This window comes from Actinomadura graeca, from assembly GCF_019175365.1.
Taxonomy (GTDB): domain Bacteria; phylum Actinomycetota; class Actinomycetes; order Streptosporangiales; family Streptosporangiaceae; genus Spirillospora; species Spirillospora graeca.
Genome location: NZ_CP059572.1, coordinates 1,885,988 through 1,909,740, shown reverse-complemented (window position 1 = coordinate 1,909,740; position 23,753 = coordinate 1,885,988). Strand labels below are relative to the sequence as shown.

The following is a 23,753-nucleotide window of genomic DNA, read 5'->3' as shown; positions in this document are numbered from 1 at the left end:
GAGAACGGCCGGTTCAGGACCAGATCCTGAACCGGCCGTCTCCGGTCGTGCTAGTCGATGACGGGACTGCCGGGCAGGCAGCGGGCCGGAAGGGGGTCGACGTCGCAGCCGGTCAGGATGCGGACGATCTGCGGATCGTGGTCGCTGTCCTGGTCGGCGAACTCGGCGTTGATGTGGACGATGCCATAGGAGTAGCCCTTGATCGACGGGCTGAGCAGGATGTGGTCGAGGACCTGGCTGTTGCCGTCGAAGACGTAGCTGTAGCGCTGGTCCTCGGGCAGCGCGTTGACCAGGTCGTTGAGCACGGTGCCGTTGCCCGTGAGCGTCTGGAGGGCCGGGCTGAACTGGTAGTCGTTCAGGTCGCCCAGGACGACGACGCGGGCCCGTCCGGCACTCTGCGCGGCGAGGTCCTTCACGAACGCGTTGACCTCGGTGGCCTGCTTGACGCGCTGGGTCTCCGACCCGCGGGCCGGGGGCTGGACGGCGGACGACAGCGGGTGGTCGCCGCTCTTGGAGTTGAAGTGGTTGGCGATCACGAACAGCTGCTTGTTGCCGTCGAAGAGGAACTCGCCGACGAGGGGCTTGCGGCTGGCGTTCCAGGCGTCGCTCGCCGGGTTGATGCGTCCGGGTGAGACCGACAGCGAGATCTGGTTGCTGGTCGGCCGCTGGCGCACGACGGTGACCCCGGTGCCGGCGTCGCCGCCCGCACGGTCGACGAACGTGGTGCGGGCCGGGTTGAACAGGAACACCGTGCGGATGTTGCCGCCGGGCGCGCCGCCGTCGGCCCCGTTCTCGGGGTTGATGGAACGCCACTGGTAGGCGGGGCCGCCCGCCGCCTGGATCGCCGCGATGAACTTCCCGATGGTCTCGTCGGCCGCGACGACACCGTCGTTGATGGTGCCGTTGTTGTCCTGGATCTCCTCCAGGGTGAGGATGTCGGGCGAGCGGAGGCTGGTGACGACCCCCTGGGCGAGCCGGTCGAACTTCGACTGCGGGCTGGTCGCGGCGAGGTTCTCGACGTTGTAGGTGGCGATCGACAGATCGCCTGCCTTCTTCGGCGGCGCCACCTGCTGGCGCTTGAGGACCTTGGTCTCCAGCGCGCCGAGGTCGGTCGCCTGGACGGCGTAGCCGCCGAAGGACTGGTAGTCGAGCGGGCCGGTGCTTCCGGCCTTGAGGGTGTCGCCGACGTTGCCCTCGGGCGCGCCGTTCAACCCGACGACCAGGAGACGGCCGCTGTTCGGATCGTCGTAGGACTTGTAGACCGTGCCACCGCGCGGGGTCGGGTTCTGGCCCGGCTTGGTCTGCACCCACAGCTCGTCGAACTCGTTCACCGGGCTCACCAGGCGGGCGTCCTCGGCCAGGGTGACCCGCATGCCCTCGTGGACCTCGTACCAGTCCAGGGCGTACGAAGCGGGCTCGATGGGCTGGGCCTCAAGAGACCCCTGCTTGGTGTAGGCGTCGGGCAGCGCGACCGGCACCGCCGCCGGAAGCGCGTTGCCGCCGCTCAGCTTGACCGTGTTGACCGTGCCGCCGAGCTCGGTGAGCGCCTGCGCCCCGGCGGTAGGCCGGTACTCGGTGACCCTGCCGGTGACGAGCACCGAATCGCCCACGGCGACGGCCGGGGTGGTGGAGCCGGTGAAGACGAACAGGCCCTCGGAGCTCAGCGGGTCGGCGTCGGGGGAGGGGTCCTGGAACCAGTAGCCGCGCGTGTTGCCCGTCGAACGGACGCCCGTGACGATGCCTGGGACATTGGTGACGCTCTGCCCGACGATCGGAGAGATGCGACCGGTGCCCTGGATGTCGTGAATGCGGACGCTACCCGGCGTGGGCCCGCCCCCGCCGGGTTCGTCGTCGGCCTTCACGGTGGTGCCCGCGCTGTTGGTGGCCTGCGGCACCCCCGAGGTGAAGTCGACCGAGTTGTTGTCGGTGTCGGCCAGCGAGCCGCTGCGGGCGGCGGCCGTCGTGTTGGTGAGCCCCGGCGCCGCGAGGGTCTCGACGTTGGCGGTCGCGCCGTAGCCGACCAGGTCCTTGACATTGGGGGCGGTCGCGCAGCTGATCCCGCAACCCACCAGCGGGATCTGCGCGGTCACCAGCGCGACGACACCGGAGGTCGCCGACATCGGAACGCTCCCGGAGGCGTCCGCCGTCGGCAGATCGAGAGTGCCCCCCGCCCCCGCCGCCTGCCGGACGAGGTAGCGCCCGTGCGCGGGGATGGAGCCGGAAAGACTGGTCATCTGGAACACGGCGCCCGCCGCCGAGGCGTACTGGACGCTCCACCCGGAAACGTCGATCGGCGCGTCCGTGCGGTTCGCCAACTCGATGAAGTCGTTCTTGATGGTCGCGCCGGCGTTGCCGCCGCCGCCGTAGACGGCGGAGATGACCACGTCGGACGACAGTGCCCCCGCGGTCCCCGGCACTGCTGTCATCGTCGCCGCCACCACGAGCGGCAAGCACGCCGCCATGATCGTGCGGCGTGTCTTCGGTGATGCCACTGGTTGTGCTCCTGAGCTGTAGAGGTCCCAGGAGCATCGTGCTGCGACAACCACGACCAAATTGCTCAAACTTGGAACGTTAATACAACTTTTTCGAGATTCACCCCTCCAAAACGACCTCTAAGGCACAAATAAGACATTCTAGACACACGACCCCCTCACACCCACCACCCGACCACGACCACACGCCCCATGGTGCGCAAACGAAAGCGGCACCCCGCTGCCGACCACTCAACGGGCACGATCAGGACGCGCCCTCTCGGAGAGCCTATTGATCACCGAGAGGCCCTGCCCTCGCGGTTAGGTCGACGTGCTGGCGTTGAAGGGCGGCTCGGGAGGGTCGGCGTACTCGTTGCTGCCTGCGACCGCAACTTGCCAGCAGGGCTCTTGCACGTCATCAAGGTAGAGCCACACGTAAACGACAGGGAAGGGCTTGCCCTCGTGGTCGAGGGGCGGGTCGGCGGCGAGGTACTGAGCCAAGAGGCCGGCGTAGTTCGTGGAGAACTGTGGACGCTCGCCTACCTGCACCACCGTGGTAGCTCGGTCACCTTGCCAGACGGTGAGCTGATCACGGGTAACGCCGATGCTGGTGATGGTGTCTGCACGGATGAGGTGGATGTCTTCTGTCACCAGCCAGACCACTGGAGAACTCGTGAACGATTCGGGCTCCATACCAGCGGAGCTTAGAGGCAGCATGGCGCGCCAAGAGACCATGTCCGGTCCCGGTTTGGCCGTAGACGCGTGGTGCCCGGTCCTCGGGGTGTGCGGCGTAGCCGCTGTTTGTCCCCCACCTTCCTCCCTCCCTCCGGTCCGACGAGACCTGGGGGAGCCCCGTTGCCCTTCCAACTCAACTTGCAACCTCCCTGCATCGGCAGAGACTGCTGCGCCCGTCCGGTGACGTCTGGACGGCGGTGCGTACCCCGCGGCGGTCGGTCGGGGCACAGGGCTGGCGGAGGTGTCGCGATGCGCGGCCCGGCTGCCCTGTGACCGGCGCCCACGCCGCATGCTCCGGGCGGTTTGGCGTGGGGCCGCGCCAGCGGCCTGAGCGCTACCGCCGCTTGATCCAAAACAGCACAATTTGGTAGAGCATCGCAAACAAGATCAAAATTGTCCAGCGCATGTTGTGCTTGCCCGATAGGTGACTTTGACTCACGGAAGGCGGCGCGCTGGCAAACTTGTGCTGATACTGCGGAACAGGAGCGGATCATGGGCGTTGAAGCTGGTGCACTCGCCGTAGCGATCATCGGAGCGGCGATAGCGGTAGTTGCGGCATTCTTTTCATATCAACAGGCGGCCGCATCAAAGGATTCTGCGGGATCTGCGGGCGAATCAGCCACGGCAGCAAGTGACCAAGCTGTTTCCGCAAAGGAGCAAGCCGAAATAGCTTCAAAACAATACGATCTTGCAGAGAAGATTCGTAAAGAGCAGAACGATCCGTATGTCATAGTTGACATACGAGAGTCGCCGTTTGCAAGGAACTTTCTCTACCTTGTGATTGAGAATATCGGTACTACTATTGCACGGAATGTGCACATAGAATTCGACCCTCCCCTCGAAAGTTCTCGGGAGGAAGCGCTCGGCGATGCAATCCATGGAAGGATTCGAGATGCCAGAATATTCACGAACGGTATCCCGATGCTTCCGCCTCATCGACGAATGGAATTTCTTCTGGATTTCGGCCCTGATCGCTTTGAGCAGGGTCTCGACATCTTCTATAGGGTTCGAGTTACAGCCGACGGCCCCGAAGGGCCGGCGGAGACCATGCAATATGAGATAGACTTGGGTACACTTTATGGGCCGCGGTTTCATAGACCCAAGACGCTTCACGAAGCTGTCGAGTCGTTGCAGTCAATACAGAAAAGCCTTCTCAAAATTGAGACGGCGCTTAAAAATTCAAGAGAGTCGTAGATCTAGCCTTAGGGAGGCTTTGATCCTTGGCTGCTGGCTCTTTGGGCGCCGGATTCGTTAGGCACGTTATTTCCTGAGTGCTGCTACATCTGTATTAGCGACCTACTGTCGATCGACAGGAAATATTAGGTGAAGTGACCGTACTTGACGGACTTCAGCGCTTGGAGTGCGGTGGGCGTGACGGTGCGCTGTCTAGCGCGGCCATGGCCGTTCAGGCGGACTCTTCTGCTGCGTTGAGGGCCCGAGGCGGCCATGGGAAGGTGTCCAGTGGCTGCCACCGCCTCGGGGCGGGTGAGGTTCGAACTTGCCTGGACCCAGTAGGATTCGGACCCTCTCGGCTTGGAGGGTCAGAATGCTGTGCTTGAGCGCGCGGCGGCTGGCTAGTGCGGTATTGATAAGGGGGAGGACCGCTAAGGGAATGTTTGGTCCGGGGGCTTCGGCGAGGATACCAAGGGCGTAGGTGTCGCTGATGCCGTTGGTCCATTTGTTGATGGTGTTGTACGTGGCGGGGGCGACGATGATGGCGTCTGGTCTGGGGGAGCGGGGTCTGTCTGGTTTGCGGTACTCGCTGCGGACGGGGTGGCCGGTTTGGGCTTCTAGGGCTTTGGTGTCGATGAAGTCCAGGGCTGAGGGGTGGCGATGACCTGGACGTCCCAGCCTCGTTGGTGGGCGAGGATGACGAGTTTTCCGACGTTGCTGGCGGAGCCTGCTGCGCACACGATGACGTAGAGGACTTCGCGGCGGTCGAGTTTCGTCACTCTTGATGCTCGCAAACCCGGGTTTGTTGTCGGTTCTCTCGGTCTAGTAATGCTCCTCAGCGGCGGCCGAAAGGGGGGCCTGGCCTACGGTGTGCCAGTTCCAGAGGCGTTCGGGACCCTTTTGCGTGACGAGGGTTACGGCGTTGATCGTGAATTCGGTGGTTGGGAGTTTTCGGCCTAGTGCGGTGATGAGTGGTTCGGCTGGTTGCTCGGTCTCGCTGTAGGCGAGTGTCATGTGTGGGGTCCAGGCGGGGCCCTCGGTGTGGCCTTGGCGGCCGGTCACTTTGAGTGTGGCCGTCTGTACGGCCTTGCGGATCTGTCTTAAGGGGTCTGCGGGCTGGATCTCAGCGGCGATCGCTTCGGGGTGGTAGAAGATGCGGCCGAGCGTGACGTCAATGGGAGGGACCTCGGCGAGGAGTTCGGAGGCGGCGGTGAGCATGTCCTGTTGCTGCTCGGTGGTGATCTCATCGGTGGGGCCGGCTACCAGAGTGGTGATGTGGAGCCATTCGGGTGGGGGCATGTGCAGGCCGGAGAAGTCGGCGAGTCGCTGCCGAGCAGTCTGGGCGGCATTGCGGGCTTCGGGTTGATCGCTCACGAGGATGTGCCAGTAGATCGTGCCCTGGTCGGGTCCAGGTTCTTCGCGGTTCTGCCAACGGTTGATCATCTGCGTGGGCAGAGGGCTCATGAACTCTCCAGGTCGGGATCGTCGGTCAGGGCGGCGGCGTTGAAGTCGCGGATCTGCTGCCGGAGTTGGACGGCGAGCGAACTGTCCCGGTAGCGGGGATGGCTGAGACGGCGGTCCAGGCCGGCCAGATAGCGCGTGACGGTGGTCAGGCGCATTCCGGGGTCGAGGGTCAGCAGCTCGGCGAGTTGCTCGGCGGTGCCTTCAAGGTCGCCCTTCAGTAGATGCGCCACTCCGGTACCGACGCGGATCTGAGCCCAGATCGCCGGTGCGACAGGGGCGCCGTTCGCCCATGCGGTGTCAGCCATCTCGGCTGCCCGTAGTGCTCCATCGGGATCGCCTGTTCTTGTGGCCACCGACAGGGCGAAGAGGGCTTGTCGCTCGTCGGGGAAGGACCAGACCGACAGATCTGCGGTGCCGCCATGGATGGTCTCGGCGGACCGTTCGGCACGGCAGACGGCCTGGTGTGCCCTGGTCCTATCTCCGAGGAGTGCGGCGGCGTTCGCCTCGTACCAGGCGAGTTGCGTCTTCATCGGCGTCTGCGGACTGGCCTCGAAGCCCTGCCGGGAAAGGTCGGCCGCTTCGATCAGGCGGTCTTGCCAGCGGGCCGTCTTGGCTTGGGCGTACCACGCGTGCGACTCGTTGGCCCCGGCCTCCCGGGCGAGCATGAGCGCGATGGCGCCGTACTGCTCGGCGTGAGCGTCCAGGTCGATATCACCGAAGATCACGGCTGCGTGTGCTAGCAGATCGGCGTTGATCCGTAGTAACTCGCGGGTGTGGCGGGGCCGGGGTCGGCGATCTTCCAACAGGCCCTGTGTGCGGCGATGAAGGTACAACACCTGCGGCAGGAGCCGTTTCGCCGGCACCTGCGTATGCGCTGTGGCCAGGGACGAGGTTGACCGTCGAAGTCCTTCGATCGTCTCATCGGCCGTGTCGCTGGCGGTGAGCCACCGGGTCAACCGGGAGATGTCCTCAGCTACGGCCTGCTCTCCTGTGTTGGACGGGTCGGCCCTGGTGTCCGCAAGGTCAGGGGGCTGTGTCTCGGTGTGTGATCGCGGCCGGGGGACGGAGACAGCTGACGCGCTGGGGCGTGGTCGCGGCGCGATGCCCAGAGTGATGCGGGCGGTGTCGGGCATCTTCAGGCCGTCGGCGATGCGCTCGAAGACTTCCAGGGTGGTGACCTGGCGGCCGCCCTTCTTCATGGTCTGGCTGACCTTGCCCTGCGACATGCCGCACGCGATGGCGATCTGGGTCTGGCTGGCGCCTGCGTACTGGTGCAACAGGTGGAAGACGGTCCGGATGTCTCGGGAGGTCAGAGCCTGGGTCATCTGCGGGCGTTGCCACAGTGAGTCGGGGATGACGATCGGGTCTGACGCCCGTCCCGACATCGGATCTCCCCCCGCGTCACTCATCGTCACCGAGCGTATATCCCGTGACGGGATATCACCTGGGAATGGGCGCCGGACGGGCCTTGGCAGACCGTGGACGGCATGACGCAGCAGCAAGGAACACCCAACGCGGACTGCCGGTCCTGCGGTGATCGGGGCTGGAGGTCCTCCATCCTCGGCGGGCGGTGCCGGTCGGTTTGCCGGGCAGCCCTGGGCCGGTGGTGGAGCGGACACCATACCGGTGGTGTGAGCCGATGCCTGGGCTGCGTGCGGCGTAGTTCGAAGCTGCGGGGCTGGCGGGCGTTGTGGCGGCTGGCGTGGTCGTGCCCGGGCGGGTGCGGCTGCGTTCGGGGTGGTGGGTCTTCCCGGTGGTCGCCTGGTCCGCCGGTCCCGCTTTCTTCTTCTCGGGAGTGGTGACCTGTGGATGAGTCGGCGAAGTCTCGGGCGGCGGTGGATGGTGCCTGGCGTCCGGCAGCAAAAGCGCTGGTGGCCGAGCTGGAGCGGCGCGGCCTGGTGGCGGAGGTGATGGGGCATGGTGCGGTGCGGGTGCGCAACCCGGCCGGGGAGCCTGACCCCGATGACCCGCGCGGGCAGGCGTTCGCTCCAGGGCTGCGGCAGGAGGTGGTGTGCCGCCGCTTGGACGGGGTGTCGTGGTGGTGGGTGTGGTCGGGACCGACCCGCAACTCTCCGCCGGAGTTGGAGCCGCTGTGTCCAATCGCGAACGCTGCGGTCGCGGTGGAGCGGATCACGCGCGTGTTGGCCGTTCCCTTCGCCGGCTCGCCGGGCGGGTGCCGGTGATGGGCGTCTCGTGGGTGTCGTCGGCGGAGGAGACACAGGCGGCGGTGGCGCGGATCGAGCGGGAGTTCTCCGGAGTAGTGGCCTGGTACGGGCGGGCCACTGGCGCATGGTGGGCGATGGTGCGGGTTTGTGAGCATGTGCGCCTTGTGGAGGCGGTGGGTGCGCGTCGGCTGCATCTGGCCGCGCTGGACGCGGTGATCGGTGGCGCCGGTGGGGCGCTTACGTGCGGGCTGGTGGGCGGGCCTGCGGGGTTGCCGGTGCTGCGTGTGGGCCGCCGGGGGGCGGGGTCGGTGGAGGTGGGGTGTGAGCCGGTGGGGGGCCGGTGGTGGTTTGTGCTGGTGGGCTCGGGTCAGGGCGTGGTCCCGGTGGACGAGGTGGACCAGGCGCCGGCGGTGCTGGGGAGCCTGATCGACCGGGCGACGGGCCGGGCGGGCCGGGGTGCGCGGTGATCGCGCGGCGGATGAAGGTGGAGGACGGACGTGGGGGTGTTGTGGTGCTTCACCGGCTGCGGGGCTGGCTGCGGTGCCCGCTGTGCGGGTGTGTCTGGCTGGGGAGGCAGCGCCGGGTGGGGGATGCCCGCGTGGGTGGCTGGCGGCAGTGTCGGCTGTGCCGGAGCGTGCGCCCTGCTGGCCGGTCCCGGGCCTGGTTGGGAAGGCGGCGGTGATGCGGCGGGAGGACCGGCCGCGCCGGGTGGGCGAGAGGGCGGGGACGCCGGAGGAGGAGGCCGCTGAGGTCTTGTACTTGCGTGCGGTGATCCGGGTGTACGAGCCGTGGGTGTCGTGTGCGCTGCTGCCGTCGGCGCAGAAACGCGATGCGGCCTCCCGTGTGCAGTATGCGCGGACCGTCCTGGCCTTGCGCGGTGTCGACCTGGGCGCACTCGGAGCGCCGCCTGTGCGATCCGATCATGGGGGGCGATGAAGCGAGGCCCAGGCAGAGAAATGCAGCTCCTGCCTGGGCCTTTGTGGTGGGAGCGGGCGACGGGAATCGAACCCGCGTAGCCAGTTTGGAAGACTGGGGCTCTACCATTGAGCTACGCCCGCGCGGCGATGGGCCTGGGGCCTCGATCGCCATCCCGTAGCGTACAGGGTTCCCGGGGTGGACGGGCCGGGAGGGCGTTTATGCGGAGCGCGCGGGGGCCGATCGGCACTAGACTTCACGCGTCACCGTGATCGGCGGTGGCGTGCGGGCTGTAGCGCAGCTTGGTAGCGCACCGGCTTTGGGTGCCGGGGGTCGTGGGTTCAAATCCCGCCAGCCCGACCGTCTTCTTCTCAGGCGCGACCGGTGTCGGCGGTCTTCTTTGGGGCGGTGGCCAGGACGCCTTCGCGGACCGCGTTCAGGACGGTCGCCACGGTGCCGACCAGATCGGGGGACGCCTCGCTGACGGCGGCGGCGGACGGGCGGTGGGCGCCCGGGTCGACCCCGGCCTCGGCGAGGAGGGGCGCGACGTCGTCCAGCTGGTCTTGGAGCCAGCCCATGGGGTCGGCGGTGAGGTCGGTGTCGAAGACGCGCCGTCCGGGCTCGTTGTCCGCCATGGCGGGGTGGTGGTGCATGCGGTCCTTGGAGCCGGGGCCGCCCGCGACGGACTCCAGGAAGTCGGCGCGCCAGACGGCGCGGTCCACGATGATCGGCTGGGAAGCGGTGCCCGACCCGCGCCAGGGGCGCGGGTCGAGCAGCCGGAGTTCGACGCGGACGCCTCGCTCGTGGCCGCCGAGCTCGGGGTCGGGGTCGATCAGGTAGAGGTCCTCGACCGTGATGCCGAGTGTGCCGAAGCAGAAGACGCGCAACACGGGAGGCTCCTCTCGTCGCGCTAGGCCGGATCGTCAAGGAGGCGGCGGGCCTCCGTCTCCGCGAGGGCCATGGCGTGCTCCAGGCGCTCCGGACGGCGTCCCCCCGCGCTCGCCATAGGTCCCTTCCCGCCCGCGCCGCCGCCAACCTCGGACGCCGCGCCGGTCAGGAGCGTCCGGGCCTGGACGCCGGTGCCCGAGACCGCGGCGACGAGGGTGGCCTTGGCCGCCGAGCGGGTGCCCAGGACGACCGCCGCGTTGCCGGGCAGGTGGGAGAGGGTCCGCGACGCGAGGGGGCGCAGGTCGGGGACGTCCACGATCCGCGCGACGAGCCGGCCGCCGCGCAGGGGCTCCGCGGACGCCGCCAGGCGGCGGGCGTGGCTGTCGAGTTCCGCGTCGCGCAGGGACTCCAGCTGGCGTTGTGCCTCTGCCAGCGTCTCCAGGCGCCGGCGGAGCTGGGCGGGCGCCTCGGGGGGGCGGACGTTCAGCAGCCCCGCGAGCTCGGCCAGCAGGTCGCGCTGGTGGTCGTAGTGGCGCAGCGCGTCCGCGCCGGTGAGGGCCTCGACGCGGCGCAGGCCGGTGCCGATGGAGGATTCGCCGAGGATGTGGACGGGGCCCGCCTGGGAGCCGTGTCCGACATGTGTTCCGCCGCATAGTTCGCGGGACGCGTCGCCGATGTCCACGATGCGTACCTCGGTGCCGTACTTCTCGCCGAACAGCGCGACGGCGCCCGCCTTCTCCGCCTCGGCCCGGCTCGTCTCCCAGACGCGGACGTCCGGATCGTCCAGGAGGTAGTCGTTCACCAGCGTCTGGACGGTGTCCAGCTCAGCGGGGTCCAGGGCGGAGAAGTGCGCGAAGTCGAAGCGCAGCCGCCCCGGTTCGACCCGGGAGCCCCGTTGCGCGGCGTGCTCGCCGAGGACGCGGCGCAGCATCGCGTGCAGGACGTGCGTCGCGCTGTGGGAACGGGCGGTCGCCGCGCGCCGGTCCGCGTCGACCAGCGCCTCTCCTTCTTGGCCGGGACGGACCTCGCCTTCCAGGACGCGGACGGTGTGGACGTGCAAGCCGTCCAGGCCGGGACGGGTGTCCAGGACGCGCAGGAGCCCGTCGGGGGTGCGCACGGTCCCGGTGTCTCCTACCTGCCCGCCTGCCTCCGCGTAGAAGGGGCTCCGGGTGAGGATGACTTCCAGCTCGTCTCCTTCGCGCGCGCTATGGACGGTGCCCGTGTCGCCTAGCAGCGCGGCCAGACGGGTCTCGGAGGAAGTGGTGTCGTACCCCACGAAGTCGGTGAGGCCGTGTTCTGCGACCGTGCGCCGGTAAAGGTCCTGGCGCGTGACGGCGTCGCCCTTGCGGTCCTGGCCCGCCCGGTGTGCCTGGCGCCGTTGTTCCTCCAGCAACTCGCCGAACGCGTCCACGTCCACGGTGAGCCCGGCGGAGCGCGCCGCGTCCAAGGTGAGGTCGATGGGGAAGCCGTAGGTGTCGTGCAGGTCGAACGCCGTCCGGCCCGAGATGGTGGATCCGGCGCGGCGGATCGCCGAGTCCAGGAGGCGGGAGCCCTGGCGGAGGGTCCGCTCGAACCCCTCCTCCTCGGCCGTGACGACCTGGCGGATCAGCCCGGACTGGCGTTCCAGCTCCGGCCACGTCCCGCCCAGGGTGCCGATGACGCTGCCGGTGAGCGGCGCCAGCACGGGTTCGCCGATGTCCAGGCGGCGGGCGTGCCGGATCGCGCGGCGCATGAGGCGGCGCAGGACGTAGCCGCGGCCGTCGCGCGCGGGCAGCACGCCGTCCGCGATGAGGAACGCGATCGACCGCGCGTGCTCGGACACGACGCGGAACGAGACCGACGTCTCCGTGCCGTCCCGGCCGGGGTACTCGCGGCCCGCCATTTCCTGGACGAGACGGAGCGTCGGCGCGAGGAGGTCGGTCTCGGACAAGGTCTCGACGCCTTGCAGGATCGCCGCGAGCCTGTCCAGGCCGAGGCCGGTGTCGATGTTCTTGGAAGGCAACCCGCCCAGGATCGGGTATCCGTCCTTCCCCGAGCCCTCTCCCCGGAGGTTCTGCATGAAGACGAGATTCCACAGCTCCTGGTAGCGCTCGCCGTCTACGGCGGGGCCGCCCTCGGGCCCGAACGCGGGCCCGCGGTCGTAGTGCAGTTCGGACGAGGGACCGCAGGGACCGGGCGTGCCCATCGACCAGTAGTTGTCCTCCATGCCGAGCCGCTGGATCCGCTCCGAGGGGACGCCCACCCTCCGCCAGAGCCGCTCCGCCTCGTCGTCATCGAGGTACACGGTGACCCAGAGGCGGTCCGGGTCGAGGTTGTAGAGGCGGGTCAGAAGCTCCCAGGCCCAGGAGATCGCCTCCTGCTTGAAGTAGTCGCCGAAGGAGAAGTTGCCGAGCATCTCGAAGAACGTCGCGTGGCGTGCCGTCCGCCCCACGTTCTCGATGTCGGACGTGCGCGCGCACTTCTGCACGGACGTCGCCCGAGGGTGCTCCGGGACGGTCTCGCCGAGGAAGTACGGCTTGAACTGGTTCATCCCCGCGTTCGCCAGCAGCAGCGTGGGATCGGAGGGGATCAGCGGGCTGGACGGGACGACGCGGTGGTCGCGCTCCCGGAAGAAGTCCAGGAAGGTCGAACGGATGTCAGAAGAACGCATGGGACGGCCTCACGAGGTCGATGGGATGACGGCGCACACCGCCGAGCCGGGCCGGGCACGACTGCTCGTCCCCCAGCTCGGCGCGGCTAGCTCGCCGCCCCACCTCGTGAAAGGCCATCGGGCTTCCTGATCGGTTCGTGTGAATGGCGTCTCCACGCTACCTCGCGGTGCCGGGCCCCGCATTCGGATTGATCCGCGGACGGCCGACAAGCCGCCGCCCCTCCGGCCCGCGCGGCGTCCTGACGGCCGTCCTGACAACTTCAGGAGATTCGGCAGTCGCCCGGTATCGACAAAACATCCCGGCCATCGGTCAATGGGAGCCGTGCCCCGCGATGATCACATCCGCCGCCCCCGCCGACCCCCAAGGAGAGTGATCGTGGCCGCCTCGCCCGTCGTCCGGACCGCGGCCGGCGCCGACGCCGCCGACCGCTGCGCCGCCGTCCTCACCGACGCCTTCGCCGACGACCCCGTCAGCGTCTGGCTCGTCGCCGATCCCAGGGAGCGGGGGGAGGCGCTGTACGAGTACTTCCGGCTGTTCGTCCTGCACGGCCAGGAGGCGGGCGCGGTGCACGTGGCCGACGACGGGACGGGCGCGCACGGATGCGCCGTCTGGATGCCGTCGGAGGCGCCCGACGCCGCCGACCTCGACGACCGCCTCCGGGAGGTGAGCGGGCGTCACGCCGCCCGCTTCAGCGCGTTCGGCCGGATCATGCACGACCGGCATCCGGCGGGGCCCGCGCACGACTACCTCATGCTGCTCGGCGTCGCCTCCGCCCGCCAGGGCCGCGGGCTGGGCGCGGCGCTGCTGGCCCACCGGCAGGGCCAGCTCGACCCGGCCGGCGTCCCCACCTACCTGGAGGCCACCACCGGCCGCGCCGCGAAGGGCCTCTACGCCCGTGCGGGCTACCGGCCGCACGGCGACCCGATCCGGTTCCCGGGCGGGCTGGAGACCTATCCGCTCTGGCGTGACGCCCGGCCGGGCGTCACGACGACTTGAGCGCCTCGATCTCGGCGGCGCGGGCGTCGTACTCGGCGCGCGCGGCGTCGATCTCGTCCAGATGGCCCTCCGCCCACCTGACGAGGGCGTTGGCCGCGTCCATGAGCGTCGCCCCCATCGGGGTGAGGGAGTACTCGACGCGGGGCGGCATCACCGGGTAGACGGTGCGGGTGACGATGCCGTCGCGCTCCAGGCCGCGCAGCGTGACGGTGAGCATCCGCTGGCTGATCCCGTCGATCTCGCGCTTGAGCTCGGTGAACCGCTTGGTGCGCTCGCCGAGCAGCGCGATCACCTGGAGCGACCACTTGTCGCCGACGCGATCGAGGATCTCCCGTGCCCGGCACGAGACCGGCCCGTGCTCGCCGAACGCGCTGACGTCCATGGTTATCTCCAGGTGACCGGGGCAGGTGAAAGTGCCTTCTTGTGCCGACTCCGGGGCGTCCGCACCATGAGAAGGGACGGTTCCGAACAGGAACCGCCTTACTTCTCATAACCCCAGGAGACACGATGACCGCCGAGCTTGTCGAGATCCCCGGATACGTCTCCGGCACCTGGACGATCGACCCCGCGCACTCCAACGTGGGCTTCACGATCCGGCACCTGATGGTCAGCAAGGTCCGCGGGCGCTTCGGCGCGTTCGAGGGCACGATCGTGACGGGCGAGGACGTCCTCGGCTCCTCCGTCACCGCGACCGTCGACCTGACCTCGGTCGACACCGGCAACGCCCAGCGCGACGAGCACGTCAGGTCCGCCGACTACCTGGACGTGGAGAAGTACCCGTCGATGTCCTACCGCTCGACCGGCCTGCGCGCCGCGCGCGACGGGTTCGTCCTGGACGGGGAGCTGAGCCTGCGCGGCGTGACCAAGCAGGTCCCGCTGCGGCTGGAGGTCGGCGGCTTCGGCCCCGACCCGTTCCGCCAGGACGACCCGTTCAAGGGTGCCCGCGCCGGGTTCACCGCCAGCGGCGAGATCAGCCGCCTGGAGTTCGGCGTCGGCGACGGCAGCACGGTCCCCGGCGGCGCGCTGGCCCTGGGGGAGAAGGTGCAGATCGTCCTGGAGATCCAGGCCGCGCTCCAGACCTGAGGGCCTCCGCGACCGTCCGCGGCACCCACCCGTTCCGCCCCGGGAAAGGGGCGGGCCCCTGACCGGCGTCCGGTTGGTCAGGGGCCCGAAGTCTCGGCTGTCTGAGGGGCTGGGAGGTGCCCCCTGCGAACAGGTCAGCCGAGACCGTTCTTGAGCGCGGTGATGAGTTCACCGCCCGTCGTGTCTCCGCTCAGCTCCCAGAAGAAGGCACCGCCGAGGCCCTCCTTCTTGGCCCAGGCCATCTTGGAGCCGATCGTGGCCGGGGTGTCGTAGCTCCACCAGTCGCTGCCGCACTTGGCGTAGGCGGTACCGGCGAAGGTCTTCGTCGCGGGGCACTTGTTCTTCAGGACCTTGTAGTCCTCGATGCCGGCCTCATAGGTGCCGCCCGCGGGGTTGGTCGCGGTGCCGCCCGGGGCCTCCTGGGTGACGCCCGTCCAGCCGCGGCCGTAGAAGCCGATGCCGATCAGCATCTTCTCCGCCGGGACGCCCTTGGCCTTCAGCTTGGCGATCGTGTCGGTGGTGTTGAAGCCCTCGTGCGGGATGCCCTCGTAGGCCGTCAGCGGGGAGTGCGGGGCCGTCGGGCCCTTGGCGTCCCAGCCGCCGAAGTAGTCGTAGGTCATCGGGTTGTACCAGTCGACGTACTGGGCGGCGCCGGCGTAGTCGGCCACGTCCATCTTGCCGTCCTTGCTGGCGTCGGCGGTGATGGCGGCCGTGATCAGGTTGTCCTTGCCGAACTTGGACCGCAGCGCCGACAGGAGGTTCTTGAACGCGTCCGGGCCGCTCTTGTCGCAGCTGAGGCCGCAGGCGTTCGGGTACTCCCAGTCGATGTCGATGCCGTCGAACACGTCCGCCCAGCGCGAGTCCTCGACCAGCTTGTAGCAGGAGTCGGCGAACGCGGCGGGGTTCTGGGCGGCCTGCCCGAAGCCGCCGGACCAGGTCCAGCCGCCGAAGGAGAACAGCACCTTCAGGTTCGGGTACTTCTTCTTGAGCTTGCGCAACTGGTTGAAACTGCCGCGCAGCGGCTGGTCCCAGGTGTCGGCGGCGCCGTCGACGCTCTCACCGGCCTGGTACGCCTTCTCATAGTCGGCGTAGCTGTCGCCGATCGTGCACTTGCCGCCCTGGACGTTGCCGAACGCGTAGTTGATGTGCGTCATCTTCGCGGCGGAGCCGCTGGTGTCGATGTTCTTGACGTGATAGCCGCGCTGGTAGACGCCCCACTGGGCGAAATAGCCGATGACCTTGTTGCCGGCGCTGGTGGAGCCGCCCTCGTCGGTGGTGACCGCGACGGAGTCCGACGCCGGGGAGCTGTTGCCGGCCTTGTCGACGGCCTTGACCGTGAAGGAGTAGGCGGTCTTGGGAGACAGGCCGGTGACGGTGGCGGCGGTCCCGGTGGCGGTGGCGATCTTCGCGCTGCCGCTGTACACGTCGTAGGCGGTGACGCCGACGTTGTCGGTTGACGCGTTCCAGCTCAGCGAAGCGGTGGTGGCGGTCTTGCTGGTGGAGCGGAGGTTTCCAGGAGCGGTGGGAGCCTCGGTGTCGAGCTCGGGCTCGGCGGAGCCGTCGCAGCGCGCACCGTTGACGGTGCAGGTGGTGAACCAGCCGGATCCGGTGCCGCCGAAGCCGAAGCTGATCGTCTTGCCGGCGGCGAGGGAGCCGTTCCAGCCGAGGTTGGAGAAGGTGTAGTGGTCGCCCGAGACGGTCTTGGTCGCCTCCCACACCGAGCTGATGGACGTGCCGGACGGCAGGTCGCCCTCGATCTTCCAGGAGGTGATCCCGGAGCCCGAGCCGTTCGTGATCGTGCAGCTGCCCTGGAAGCCGCTGCCCCAGTCGGACGTCTTGGTGCAGGACGCGGTGACCGCCTCCGCGGACGACGCCGTCGGCGCCGACAGGAGCGTGGAGGCGACCGCCAGCGTCGCCGCGCCGACGAGCGCCGTGGCCCGTCGTCTGCCCGGTCTTGACATGACTCTCCGTTCAGTCCGTCCCCCGAACCAACAGGAATCCGTCTTCTCTTAGGAAACTTTCCTAAGAAATTGCGCTGATGGTAACCGGGCCGACGGGGGCGTTCAAGGGCTCGCCGGGTTCACGGGGCGCGTGGGAGCCGGTGGTATGCGTGACTGCCAGGGGACATATGGTCGCCGCACGGAGAAGAAAAATCAGCCTGTCCCGAACCAGCCCGGCACGTCCAGGCGCCAGACGTCCGCCGGTGTGAGCTCGCGGAGGCCGGTCTCCAGCGCCCGCAGCCGGTCCGCGCCGAGCCGCGCGGCCCAGCGGTCCCGGATCCGGTCGAAGATCCGCGCCGACCGGACGAGGGAGTCGGTGCCCCGCGCGGTGAGCCGGACGATCTTCCGCCGCGCGTCGGACGGGTCGGCGGCGCGCTCGACGTAGCCGGCGCGCTCCAGCGACTCGATCATCTTGCCCGCGGCCTGCTTGGACACCCCGAGCCGCCGGCCCAGCTCCACGGCGGTGGTGCCGCCGGGGCCGATCGCCTGGAAGACGAACCCGTGCATCGGGCGCAGGCCGGGGTGACCCTCGCGCGCCAGCTCCTCGTGCAGCTCGTCGATGATCACGCGGAACGCCAGGAAGAGGCGGAGCGGCAGCTCGAAGCCGGGCGGGTCGCCGGGGCCGCGCCCGTCCGCGGGCCCGTCCGCGGATCCGTCCGCAGATCCGTCCGCGGGCCTGGCAGAGGGCTCACCTGGGGGAGTTGACATGGAAGACAACCTCGTTGACTATATGGACAACCACATTGTCCAACTTAGGGGATCCACGGCCATGACGCTCGTCCGCGGCACCGAGAGCCGCCGCACCACCACGCCGAACGGCACCATGACCACCTTCGCCTCGCCCACTCAGGGAGGCGCGTCCGCCCTCGCCGTCTGGCGCGTCGACATGCTCGCGGGCAGGACCGGCCCGCGGCACGCCTTCGACACCGAGCAGGTGTGGACGTTCCTGGAGGGCACCGCGACCATCGACCTGGACGGCCGCACCCTGCGGGCCGGGCCCGGCGACACCGTCGTCCTGCCCGCGGACAGGCCGCGCCGGATGACCGCGGCGCCGGACGCCGGGTTCACCGCCGTCGTCGCCGCGCCCGCGGGCTGCCTCGTCTACGACCCGGACGCCGTGGTAGACCCCGGCAAATGCGACCTGGAGCCGCAGGGTCCCGAGCGGATCGTCCCGCCCTGGGCGCTCTAGACCGTTCCAAGGCGGGGCAGGGGGCGGCAGGGCAAGGGGCGGCAGGGGAGGACGGCAGGGCGACACAGGCCACGAGAGCACGGGACGGGGATCTCACGAGCCGAGGTAGGCGAGGACCGCCAGCACGCGGCGGTTGTCGTCCTCGGACGGGGGCAGCCCGAGCTTGCCGAAGATGCTGTTGGTGTGCTTGCTGATCGCCTTCTCGGTCACGAACAGCCGGCCCGCGATGGCCGCGTTCGAGCGGCCCTCGGCCATCAGCCCCAGCACCTCGCGCTCGCGGGGGGTCAGCCGCTGGAGCGGCTCCTCGCGGGCGTGCCGGGTCAGCAGCTGCGCCACCACGTCCGGGTCGAGGGCGGTGCCGCCGGCCGCCACCCGGCGCACCGCGTCCACGAACTGCGCGACGTCCGACACCCGGTCCTTCAGCAGGTAGCCGATGCCGCCCGAGCTGTCGGACAGCAGCTCCCGCGCGTACAGCTGCTCCACGTGCTGCGACAGCACCAGCACCGGCAGGCCCGGGACCCGCTCGCGCGCCTCCAGCGCCGCCCGCAGGCCCTCGTCGGTGAAGGTCGGGGGGAGCCGCACGTCCACCACCGCCACGTCCGGGCGGTGGCCGGTGAGCGCCCGCAGCAGCGACGGCCCGTTGTCCACCGCCTCGACGACCTCGAACCCGAACGCGCCCAGCAGGCGGATCAGCCCGTCCCGGAGGAGGGCAAGGTCTTCGGCGATGACAACGCGCACGGCAGCTCCATGGTCACGACGGTCGGGCCCCCGGGGGGGCTCGTCACGGCCATCGTCCCATCGAACGCGGCGAGCCGCCGTTCGATACCGCGCATGCCACCGCCCCGCGCGGGCTCGGCGCCGCCCGTCCCGTCATCGCCGACGATCATGAGGAGCCGGCCGCCCGCGTGCTCGATCTGGAGCCAGGCCCGCCGCGCGCCGGAGTGCTTGACGACGTTGGCGAGGATCTCCGCGACCGCGAAGTAGGCGGCGGACTCGACCGGGGCGTCGGCCCGTCCCGGCAGGTCGATCCGGACGTCGACGGGCAGCGGGAGGGTGAGCGCCAGCGCGCGGACCGCCCCGTCCAGTCCCCGCTCGGCCAGCACCGGAGGGTGGATCCCGCGGACCAGGTCGCGCAGCTCGGTGAGCGCCATCCCGCTGGACGCGCGCGCCTCGGCCAGCAGCTGCCGCGCGGTCTCGGGGTCGTGCTTCATCATCTCCTCGGCCAGGCCGATGTTCATGCTCAGCGCCACCAGCCGTGCCTGGGCGCCGTCGTGCAGGTCCCGCTCGATGCGGCGCAGCTCGGCTGCCGAGGCGTCCACCGTCTCCGACCGGGACTCGGCGAGCTGCCGCACCCGCGCGGTCAGCGCGCCCTTCGTCGGCGCCAGCAGCGACTGCGTGAACACCGCGTGCGCCTTCAGGAACACCCCGCCCAGCGGCAGCGACACCACCGTGAGCGCCGCGCCGAGTACGACCGTGCCGGCGTATCCGGCTACGCCGTAGTCCTCCAGCGGCCAGAACGGGCCCCAGCCGTACTCGGTGACGGTCGCGACGACCGGCGCCACGAACACGCCCTCCAGCCCGTAGAGCGTCAGGCCGCCCGCCAGTGCGCCGAGGACGAGCCCGGCGGGGATGTTCAGCAGCGTCCACAGCAGGTCACGCCACGTCGCCGGGTCGGTGAGCAGCAGCCCCAGGCGCCGGAACGGCCCGAGGCCGCCGGGCGGCTCCTCCCGGTACGGGACGGGGATCTCCACGCCCGACCACTCCGCCGCCCATGCCCGCTGCTGGTTCGCCACCGCCCGGACGGCCTGGAGCACCCCCGGCACCATCACCACGCCGAACCCCAGCGGGATGAAGGCGATCGACAGCACCGCCAGGATGAACAGCGGCAGGTTCACCGTGAACGCCAGGACGATCTGGAGCACGCCGCGGACGAGGTTGACCAGGGCGCGCCGCGCGCGCTCTCCGAGACGATCGACGAGGCGTCCGCTCACCCTTGCTCCTCCTTTGCCGTGCCGCTGCCGTGCCGCCTGCCGGTCCTGCCCCTGCCGGCCGTGGCCGGGCCCCGGCCCGTGTGCCCTTCGCCACCATTGTGGTCGGTCCCCGCGCAGGTCTCGGTAGGGCTAAGCCCCGCTTTCGCCCGGCTCATGGGGGAGTTAACCCCACCCCGCGGGACCGCCGTCGTCCCGGAGTGACAAGACAAGAGGCCCCGTTCCCTGGACAATGCTCTGGCGATATCCAGGGGAGAAAGCGAATCCACGTTGTGACAGCGACCACCAGCCAGACCGCGAACGACCAGACCGCCGGGGGCCCGCCGCCGATCACCCAGCGGATCGCCGAGGAGATCGGCGTCCGCGAGGGGCAGGTGCGGGTCGCGGTCGACCTGCTCGACGGCGGCTCGACCGTCCCGTTCATCGCCCGCTACCGCAAGGAGGCCACCGGCGCCCTCGACGACGCGCAGCTGCGCGCGCTGGAGGAGCGGCTGCGCTACCTGCGCGAGCTGGACGAGCGGCGCGCCGCGATCCTGGAGTCGATCGAGTCCCAGGGCAAGCTCACCGGTGAGCTCCGGACCCAGATCATGACCGCCGACTCCAAGGCCCGGCTGGAGGACATCTACCTCCCGTACAAGCCCAAGCGGCGCACCAAGGCACAGATCGCCCGCGAGGCGGGCCTCGAACCGCTCGCCACGCTGCTGCTGGACGACCCGTCCCACGACCCGCAGGAGGCAGCGGCCGCCTACGTCGACGAGGAGAAGGGCGTCGCCGACGCGGCCGCCGCGCTGGAGGGCGCCCGCGCCATCCTCGTCGAGCGGTTCGCCGAGGACGCCGACCTCATCGGCGCGCTGCGCGAGCGGATGTGGAACCAGGGCCGGATGCTCTCGCGCGTCCGCGAGGGCAAGGAGGAGACCGGCGCCAAGTTCTCCGACTACTTCGCGTTCTCCGAGCCGTTCGCGAAGCTGCCCTCGCACCGCGTCCTCGCGCTGTTCCGCGGCGAGAAGGAGGAGGTCCTCGACCTCGACCTGGAGCCGGAGGAGGCACCGGACGACCCGTCCGCCCGCTCCTCCTACGAGGTGGAGGTGGCGCGCCGTTTCGGCATCGCCGACCAGGGCCGTCCGGCGGACCGGTGGCTCGCCGACACCGTCCGGTGGGCCTGGCGGACCCGGATCCTCGTGCACCTCGGCATCGACCTGCGCACCCGGCTGCGGCAGGAGGCCGAGGACGAGGCGGTCCGCGTGTTCGCCGCCAACCTGCGCGACCTGCTGCTCGCCGCGCCCGCCGGCACCCGCGCCACCATGGGCCTGGACCCCGGCCTGCGCACCGGCGTGAAGGTCGCCGTCGTCGACGCCACCGGCAAGGTCGTCGCCACCGACACCGTCTTCCCCCACGAGCCGCGCCGCAAATGGGACGAGTCGATCGAGACCCTCGCCCGGCTCGCCCGCGAGCACCGGGTGGACCTGGTCTCCATCGGCAACGGCACCGCCTCCCGGGAGACCGACAAGCTCACCGCCGACCTCATGGCCCGGCACCCCGACCTCGGGCTCACCAAGATCATGGTGTCGGAGGCGGGCGCGTCGGTGTACTCGGCGTCGGAGTACGCCGGGCGGGAACTGCCCGGCATGGACGTCTCGCTGCGCGGCGCCGTCTCCATCGCCCGCCGCCTCCAGGACCCGCTCGCCGAGCTCGTCAAGATCGACCCCAAGTCGATCGGCGTCGGCCAGTACCAGCACGACGTCTCGGAGGTGAAGCTCTCGCGGTCCCTCGACGCCGTCGTGGAGGACTGCGTGAACGCGGTCGGGGTGGACGTCAACACCGCGTCCGCGCCGCTGCTCACCCGCGTGTCGGGCATCGGCGAGGGCCTCGCGGAGAACATCGTCGCCCACCGCGACGCCAACGGCCCGTTCCGCAGCCGCGGCGGCCTGAAGGACGTCCCGCGGCTCGGCCCGAAGGCGTTCGAGCAGTGCGCGGGCTTCCTGCGCATCCCCGGCGGCGACGACCCCCTGGACGCCTCCAGCGTGCACCCCGAGTCCTACCCGGTCGTCCACCGCATCCTGGCCGCGGCCGGCGACGGCATCACCGGGCTCATCGGCAACACCGCCGCGCTGCGCGCGCTGAGGCCGGCCGACTTCGTCGACGACACCTTCGGGCTCCCCACGGTCACCGACATCATCGCCGAGCTGGAGAAGCCCGGCCGCGACCCGCGCCCGGCGTTCCGCACCGCCACCTTCAAGGAGGGCGTCGACAAGCTCTCCGACCTGGAGGCCGGGATGGTGCTGGAGGGCGTGGTCACCAACGTCGCCGCGTTCGGCGCGTTCGTGGACGTCGGCGTGCACCAGGACGGGCTCGTCCACATCTCCGCGATGTCGAACAGGTTCGTCCAGGATCCGCGCGAGGTCGTCAAGCCAGGCGACATCGTCCGCGTCAAGGTGCTGGACGTCGATCTCCAGCGCAAGCGCATCTCCCTGACCCTCCGCCTCGACGAGGAGCAGCAGGGCGCGAGGCGCGGCGAGTCCCGCGACCGCGACCAGCGCCGCCCGCGCGGAGGCGGGCAGGGCCGGGGCGGGCGGGGCCAGGGCGCCAGGGGCGGCCAGGCCGGACGTGGCGAACAGGTTGGTCAGGGTGGCCGCGGAGGGCAGGGCGGCCGCGGAGGCCAAGGTGGCCAAGGAGGTCAGGGCGGCCGCGGCGGTCAAGGCGGCCGCGGAGGGCAGGGCGGGCAGGGGGGCGGCGGCGCCATGGCCGACGCGCTCCGCCGCGCCGGACTGGACAAGGGCCTGCCGTCCGACGATCGCGGAGGCCGCAAGAAGCGCTGAACCCGTCGCGGGGCGCCATCCGCCGGACGGCGTCCCGCGCGCGGCGCGGACGGTCAGCGGCCGGATCCCCGCCAGCGTCCGTCGGCCCCCGTCTCGGCGCGAGGCGGCGGGCGGACGGGCGCCGGAGTCCTCCTGGGACGGTCGTAAGGCCCCTGCCCCAACGGGTCGCGGGCGTACGGTCCGCGCTGCGGCGGCACCTGCGGCACCGGCTCCCGGCTCCCGCCGTCCTCCCGGCTTTCCGGGACGTCCTGGACGGGCCTGTGCCGGGGGAACCGCATCACCGCGACCGCGGCCAGGACGAGCGCGCCGAGCCGCATCGCCGAGTGCGCGCCGTCCGACGGCCACGGCTCGGCGTACATGAACGCGCCCATGCCCAGAAGGTAGGACTTGGCGCTGACCGTCATCACCGTGGAGACGATCGACACCCGGCAGCGCTGGAACGCCATCACCATGATCCCGAACCCGACGGCCGCCGCGAGCACTGTCAGGTACGGCCACGGCGTCATGAGCACACGCGGCCCGGCGGCGTGCGCGTCGTCGCTCCAGCCCTTGATCGCCAGCTCGGCGGTGCCGACCGGGAAGCCCGAGCCCAGCCCGTAGGCGATCCCCGTGACCGGACGGGCGTGGCGCCCGTCCGGCCGGTGGTCGCCGCGGACGAGGATCAGCACCGGCACCAGCACCGCCGGGACCACCACGACGGCGATCTTCCACGGCGGCACGTCCGCCGAGCCGGTCGGCTCGTGCCCGCTGATCGAGGCCGTCAGCAGCAGGACCGCCGCGCCGATGAGCAGCAGGCTCAGCCACTCGCGCCCGGTGAGCCGCTCGCCGAACAGGACCACGGAGATCAGCAGCAGCGGGACGAGGCCGGACATGAAGATCGGCACGGCGGTGGAGAGCGGCAGGCCGCCGAGGGCCACGATCTGCAGGCCCAGGCCGCCCAGCACCAGCCCCAGCGCGGCCAGGAAGATCCAGTCGGTCAGGATCGTCCAGGCCATGTGCGGGATCCGGTTGCCCCGCAGCGGGGCCATCCGGCCCGCCGCGACCCGGAAGACGGCGAAGCCCAGGTAGTAGAGCGCGGTCGCGCCGAAGGCCGCGGCTATCCCGTTCATCCCGGACGAGTATGAAGGGTTGTGATGCTTATGTCACTGCCTGTACCGGATTGTTGACACACATTCGGCGGCCCCGGCCCCCGCGGACCGTCCCGCGGTGCGATCCCCCG

21 protein-coding genes and 2 tRNA genes are annotated in these 23,753 nt (G+C 70.1%); 8 read left to right on the top strand and 15 right to left on the bottom strand.

The window, feature by feature from the left end; all coding sequences use genetic code 11:
• Positions 1-50 precede the first annotated feature (50 nt).
• Together AGRA3207_RS08800 and AGRA3207_RS08795 are read right to left on the bottom strand one after the other, a co-directional pair.
• Complete coding sequence (locus AGRA3207_RS08800; RefSeq protein WP_231334064.1) at positions 51-2,492, bottom strand: lamin tail domain-containing protein; 2,442 nt, start codon at positions 2,490-2,492, stop codon at positions 51-53.
• Between the two features lie 300 nt (positions 2,493-2,792).
• Positions 2,793-3,164: a hypothetical protein gene (locus AGRA3207_RS08795; protein ID WP_231334063.1), complete on the bottom strand. Its 372-nt coding sequence runs from the start codon at positions 3,162-3,164 to the stop codon at positions 2,793-2,795.
• Positions 3,165-3,698: 534 nt separating this feature from the next.
• On the opposite strand from AGRA3207_RS08795, the gene AGRA3207_RS08790 reads away from it, so the two are divergent.
• Complete coding sequence (locus tag AGRA3207_RS08790; RefSeq protein ID WP_231334062.1) at positions 3,699-4,400, top strand: hypothetical protein; 702 nt, start codon at positions 3,699-3,701, stop codon at positions 4,398-4,400.
• Positions 4,401-4,592: 192 nt separating this feature from the next.
• Here the strand turns inward: AGRA3207_RS08790 and AGRA3207_RS08785 are convergent, their stop codons facing one another.
• The 3 genes from AGRA3207_RS08785 to AGRA3207_RS08775 form a co-directional block, all read right to left on the bottom strand.
• Positions 4,593-5,117: a flavoprotein gene (locus AGRA3207_RS08785; protein WP_231334061.1), complete on the bottom strand. Its 525-nt coding sequence runs from the start codon at positions 5,115-5,117 to the stop codon at positions 4,593-4,595.
• A gap of 84 nt (positions 5,118-5,201) precedes the next feature.
• The gene (locus AGRA3207_RS08780; protein ID WP_231334060.1) at positions 5,202-5,843 is read right to left on the bottom strand and encodes a 2'-5' RNA ligase family protein; all 642 of its coding nucleotides are present in this window, start codon (positions 5,841-5,843) and stop codon (positions 5,202-5,204) included.
• Complete coding sequence (locus tag AGRA3207_RS08775; RefSeq protein WP_231334059.1) at positions 5,840-7,252, bottom strand: NsdA family TPR-like regulatory protein; 1,413 nt, start codon at positions 7,250-7,252, stop codon at positions 5,840-5,842. Before AGRA3207_RS08775 ends, AGRA3207_RS08780 begins: the two co-directional genes overlap by 4 nt.
• Positions 7,253-7,648: 396 nt before the next feature.
• Here AGRA3207_RS08775 and AGRA3207_RS08770 point away from each other — a divergent pair, with 396 nt between their 5' ends.
• Positions 7,649-8,026 (top strand): hypothetical protein, encoded by a 378-nt coding sequence (locus AGRA3207_RS08770; protein ID WP_231334058.1) that lies wholly within the window; start codon positions 7,649-7,651, stop codon positions 8,024-8,026.
• Positions 8,026-8,475 carry a hypothetical protein gene (locus AGRA3207_RS08765; protein WP_231334057.1) on the top strand — a complete coding sequence of 150 codons (450 nt, stop codon included), beginning with the start codon at positions 8,026-8,028 and terminating at the stop codon, positions 8,473-8,475. Before AGRA3207_RS08770 ends, AGRA3207_RS08765 begins: the two co-directional genes overlap by 1 nt.
• 520 nt (positions 8,476-8,995) lie before the next feature.
• On the opposite strand, the gene AGRA3207_RS08760 is transcribed toward AGRA3207_RS08765, so the two are convergent.
• Positions 8,996-9,066 (bottom strand) — tRNA-Gly (locus AGRA3207_RS08760).
• Positions 9,067-9,209: 143 nt separating this feature from the next.
• On the opposite strand from AGRA3207_RS08760, the gene AGRA3207_RS08755 reads away from it, so the two are divergent.
• A tRNA-Pro gene (locus AGRA3207_RS08755) sits at positions 9,210-9,283 on the top strand.
• 11 nt (positions 9,284-9,294) lie between these two features.
• Here the strand turns inward: AGRA3207_RS08755 and AGRA3207_RS08750 are convergent.
• From AGRA3207_RS08750 to AGRA3207_RS39775, 3 genes are read right to left on the bottom strand one after another with little or no spacing between them, the layout of a single operon-like run.
• The gene (locus AGRA3207_RS08750) at positions 9,295-9,813 is read right to left on the bottom strand and encodes a hypothetical protein (protein WP_231334056.1); all 519 of its coding nucleotides are present in this window, start codon (positions 9,811-9,813) and stop codon (positions 9,295-9,297) included.
• Between the two features lie 20 nt (positions 9,814-9,833).
• On the bottom strand, positions 9,834-12,461 hold the full coding sequence (gene alaS, locus AGRA3207_RS08745) for an alanine--tRNA ligase (protein ID WP_231334055.1): 2,628 nt from the start codon (positions 12,459-12,461) through the stop codon (positions 9,834-9,836).
• A complete protein-coding gene (locus AGRA3207_RS39775) occupies positions 12,448-12,579 on the bottom strand; it encodes a hypothetical protein (protein ID WP_273700020.1) in 132 nt (43 codons plus the stop codon). Before AGRA3207_RS39775 ends, alaS begins: the two co-directional genes overlap by 14 nt.
• Positions 12,580-12,837: 258 nt before the next feature.
• On the opposite strand from AGRA3207_RS39775, the gene AGRA3207_RS08740 reads away from it, so the two are divergent.
• On the top strand, positions 12,838-13,458 hold the full coding sequence (locus AGRA3207_RS08740) for a GNAT family N-acetyltransferase (protein ID WP_231334054.1): 621 nt from the start codon (positions 12,838-12,840) through the stop codon (positions 13,456-13,458).
• Here AGRA3207_RS08740 and AGRA3207_RS08735 read toward each other — a convergent pair.
• Entirely contained in the window at positions 13,445-13,840 is a 396-nt protein-coding gene (locus AGRA3207_RS08735) for a winged helix-turn-helix transcriptional regulator (RefSeq protein WP_231334053.1), read from the bottom strand. The genes AGRA3207_RS08740 and AGRA3207_RS08735 overlap by 14 nt on opposite strands.
• A gap of 125 nt (positions 13,841-13,965) precedes the next feature.
• On the opposite strand from AGRA3207_RS08735, the gene AGRA3207_RS08730 reads away from it, so the two are divergent.
• Positions 13,966-14,541 carry a YceI family protein gene (locus AGRA3207_RS08730; protein ID WP_231334052.1) on the top strand — a complete coding sequence of 192 codons (576 nt, stop codon included), beginning with the start codon at positions 13,966-13,968 and terminating at the stop codon, positions 14,539-14,541.
• Between the two features lie 134 nt (positions 14,542-14,675).
• Here the strand turns inward: AGRA3207_RS08730 and AGRA3207_RS08725 are convergent, their stop codons facing one another.
• Together AGRA3207_RS08725 and AGRA3207_RS08720 are read right to left on the bottom strand one after the other, a co-directional pair.
• Complete coding sequence (locus AGRA3207_RS08725; protein ID WP_231334051.1) at positions 14,676-16,502, bottom strand: glycosyl hydrolase family 18 protein; 1,827 nt, start codon at positions 16,500-16,502, stop codon at positions 14,676-14,678.
• A 192-nt stretch (positions 16,503-16,694) separates the two neighbouring features.
• Positions 16,695-17,249 carry a MarR family winged helix-turn-helix transcriptional regulator gene (locus tag AGRA3207_RS08720; RefSeq protein ID WP_231334050.1) on the bottom strand — a complete coding sequence of 185 codons (555 nt, stop codon included), beginning with the start codon at positions 17,247-17,249 and terminating at the stop codon, positions 16,695-16,697.
• A 61-nt stretch (positions 17,250-17,310) separates the two neighbouring features.
• Here AGRA3207_RS08720 and AGRA3207_RS08715 point away from each other — a divergent pair, with 61 nt between their 5' ends.
• Positions 17,311-17,730, top strand: coding sequence for a cupin domain-containing protein (locus AGRA3207_RS08715; RefSeq protein ID WP_231334049.1), 420 nt, complete (start codon positions 17,311-17,313; stop codon positions 17,728-17,730).
• A 93-nt stretch (positions 17,731-17,823) separates the two neighbouring features.
• Here AGRA3207_RS08715 and AGRA3207_RS08710 read toward each other — a convergent pair whose 3' ends face one another.
• Complete coding sequence (locus AGRA3207_RS08710) at positions 17,824-18,468, bottom strand: LuxR C-terminal-related transcriptional regulator (protein WP_231334048.1); 645 nt, start codon at positions 18,466-18,468, stop codon at positions 17,824-17,826.
• On the bottom strand, positions 18,420-19,721 hold the full coding sequence (locus AGRA3207_RS08705) for a sensor histidine kinase (protein WP_231334047.1): 1,302 nt from the start codon (positions 19,719-19,721) through the stop codon (positions 18,420-18,422). Before AGRA3207_RS08705 ends, AGRA3207_RS08710 begins: the two co-directional genes overlap by 49 nt.
• Positions 19,722-19,990: 269 nt before the next feature.
• On the opposite strand from AGRA3207_RS08705, the gene AGRA3207_RS08700 reads away from it, so the two are divergent.
• Positions 19,991-22,534 carry a Tex family protein gene (locus AGRA3207_RS08700; protein ID WP_273700019.1) on the top strand — a complete coding sequence of 848 codons (2,544 nt, stop codon included), beginning with the start codon at positions 19,991-19,993 and terminating at the stop codon, positions 22,532-22,534.
• Positions 22,535-22,587: 53 nt separating this feature from the next.
• Here the strand turns inward: AGRA3207_RS08700 and AGRA3207_RS08695 are convergent, their stop codons facing one another.
• Positions 22,588-23,643: a hypothetical protein gene (locus AGRA3207_RS08695; protein ID WP_231334046.1), complete on the bottom strand. Its 1,056-nt coding sequence runs from the start codon at positions 23,641-23,643 to the stop codon at positions 22,588-22,590.
• Positions 23,644-23,753: the final 110 nt, after the last annotated feature.